This is a genomic window from Sphingobium sp. Ant17 (assembly GCF_000588875.1).
Taxonomy (GTDB): Bacteria; Pseudomonadota; Alphaproteobacteria; order Sphingomonadales; family Sphingomonadaceae; genus Sphingobium.
Genome location: NZ_JEMV01000170.1, coordinates 1 through 2,128, shown reverse-complemented (window position 1 = coordinate 2,128; position 2,128 = coordinate 1). Strand labels below are relative to the sequence as shown.

The window sequence follows — 2,128 nt, the reverse complement described above, 5'->3', positions numbered from 1 at the left end:
GTTAAATCATAGTGTTATGCCACATCCGCCAACTAGTGATTTCGGTCGTAGGACAGCCTTGATCGGCGATAACTCCGTGTTTAAAAATTGCGCGAAACGGCCACCACGCCGAACATGCGCTCAATGCAGTGCGCTAGCGTACCATCCGTCTGACCCTCCTCCAAGGGAAAATCCTCCCATTCGAGGTCGGCGCTTAGAATCGGCAGTATGGCATCTGTCCGAGCCCAGAACATCGAGCCTGCGGGAAAGTCAAAAATAATTATCAGGTATATTTTTTTAAGCCAAACCGACTCGACCACGCCTGAGCAACACCTTTGTTTGCTAACCAAGTATGTGCCATGTAGGGTAAATTATAAAAGCTTTGAGGATATATAATTCCGTAGCGAGAGTCCTTGAGTTCATTCAAAATATAGTTGATGCGCTTCTTTGACGGAAATAGCCCATCGATGATGTACTGACGCCAGCCGTCCGTAGCCCCTTTATTGTATAGAGATTTCTTGGTATGCAAATGCGCTACAACGTCGTAGGTGGCAAGTAGCGGACCAAAACTCTACGACGAACGGCGCAATATCGCGCCCCCCTGTTTGGAACAATACGAACGTCGACACGATCTAACTTTTGCAATTCTAGAAAAATCCGACAAGCGCCTCTTGACGCGTTTGATTCATCAGGTACCGAAATATAAAAGGTCAAAATTTTAACTGGCATTCGGTTTAAGGATATCGCTATCTCTTCAATTAAGTTTGCATAATAAAACATGCACTTTGAATAGCAATTGATTTGTGATTTTTGGCGCATTTTCGGCCTCGCCTAAAATTGATCAGGTCCGCGTGCGCATGCTTTCCATGCACTCGCCTATAGTCTACCTCAAAATTTTAAATTCGCTCGTATCCAGTTTTTTACTGGATGACCTTTTTATGAGATTCAGAAGTTCGTCAGGTTTCAAACGCTCGGCCAGTAAACGCATCAAAAGTTAGCAGACGGGGCGTCGACCAATCCTTTGTCCCAACCAAAGATAGTGGTAGGCCGGATCCATAGTAGATATTTTCACGTCAGGATATTCATGCCGGTACCAAGCGCTATCGAACTGGCTCCATTTTCTGACAATATCTATTTGCTCTTGACTGAACTTCAACTTCATTAGCTAGACCTCCTGTATAAGTAGCGTGCAGCCGAAGAAGCTCGCGCGGCATCGGGGGTGATCGCCCCTCTCAGTAAGGGCTAAGAATGCAGTGGAGCCGACAAGACCGCTCGAATGTCGGCAAGTTACAACAAAGCTCTAAAGCGTAGTGCTGCCGATTGGTTTTTCCGACCAGAGGCACGGCACCCGTTCGAAAACGGTCATTCAGCAATTACTCCGCCTCACTCTTGAGAACGAAGGTCATTCACCCGCCCTTCCCGCATTCCATGACGAACGTAATGGAATAAAGGATCCTGTCCAGAATTTTGCTACGTCTGGGGTAACGTGAAAACATAACGCTTAGCGTCAAAACAGATTTTTTTCTAAGTATTCTCTTGTGAAAGAGCTTACGCTGTATTGGAGGTATAAGCATAAACCACCAAGCGGGCCTACGTAGAAATAAAACGCTGAGCGAGACCAGCCAATCTATATCATTTTTTTGTCGTTGCTCAGCCAGTTCACTTGCGTGTAACAGCTTTGAAACAGCCGAAATTTCAGTATCGCGCCGGGCAAGACTTTCTTCCAATCGTCTTTTTTCATCTGTAAGGGCCCTCAAGCGCGCTTCCAAATCATCAACGCGATTTTGAAGCGGAGGGGCGTCCAGATAAAACTGGGCTGCCCGTTCATTGGCGATGCTCTGGTCTTTGAAACCAAGCCGCGATCCCGCAAGATTGAGCACGTGCCATAACTTTAGCCTTGCACCGTGAAACGATCTAAATGCGATTGGAAATCGCGGCCTTATGGGTTTCGCAGTCATTGTTCACTCGCCTCAATGTGCCCGTACAACCCTATAAATGGTGTACGGTGCAGCAGCAAGCGCTGCCTCTGCGGGATATTAGCTGGAACCAAGCGCAGGGAGCACCCCCCCAGCCATGACGCCRTCACCTCGCTTGCGCGCGGTGATCGGCAACCCCTCATGATGTGGCGGAAAAATGCCGTAAGCGGGCA

The 2,128-nt window shown here is 47.8% G+C and carries 2 protein-coding genes and 1 pseudogene; all 3 read right to left on the bottom strand.

Annotated features, from left to right (window positions below; genetic code table 11):
• Window positions 1–80: 80 nt before the first annotated feature.
• The 3 genes and pseudogenes from BF95_RS31325 to BF95_RS27760 all read right to left on the bottom strand — a co-directional run bounded on the left by BF95_RS31325 (window position 81) and on the right by BF95_RS27760 (window position 1,859).
• Entirely contained in the window at window positions 81–299 is a 219-nt protein-coding gene (locus BF95_RS31325; protein WP_043155566.1) for a rhamnan synthesis F family protein, read from the bottom strand.
• Window positions 263–523: pseudogene (locus tag BF95_RS31320) on the bottom strand (rhamnan synthesis F family protein); the annotation flags it as partial. The gene BF95_RS31325 and the pseudogene BF95_RS31320, both read right to left, overlap by 37 nt.
• An 862-nt stretch (window positions 524–1,385) precedes the next feature.
• Window positions 1,386–1,859: a hypothetical protein gene (locus BF95_RS27760; RefSeq protein WP_152542936.1), complete on the bottom strand. Its 474-nt coding sequence runs from the start codon at window positions 1,857–1,859 to the stop codon at window positions 1,386–1,388.
• Window positions 1,860–2,128 lie beyond the last annotated feature (269 nt).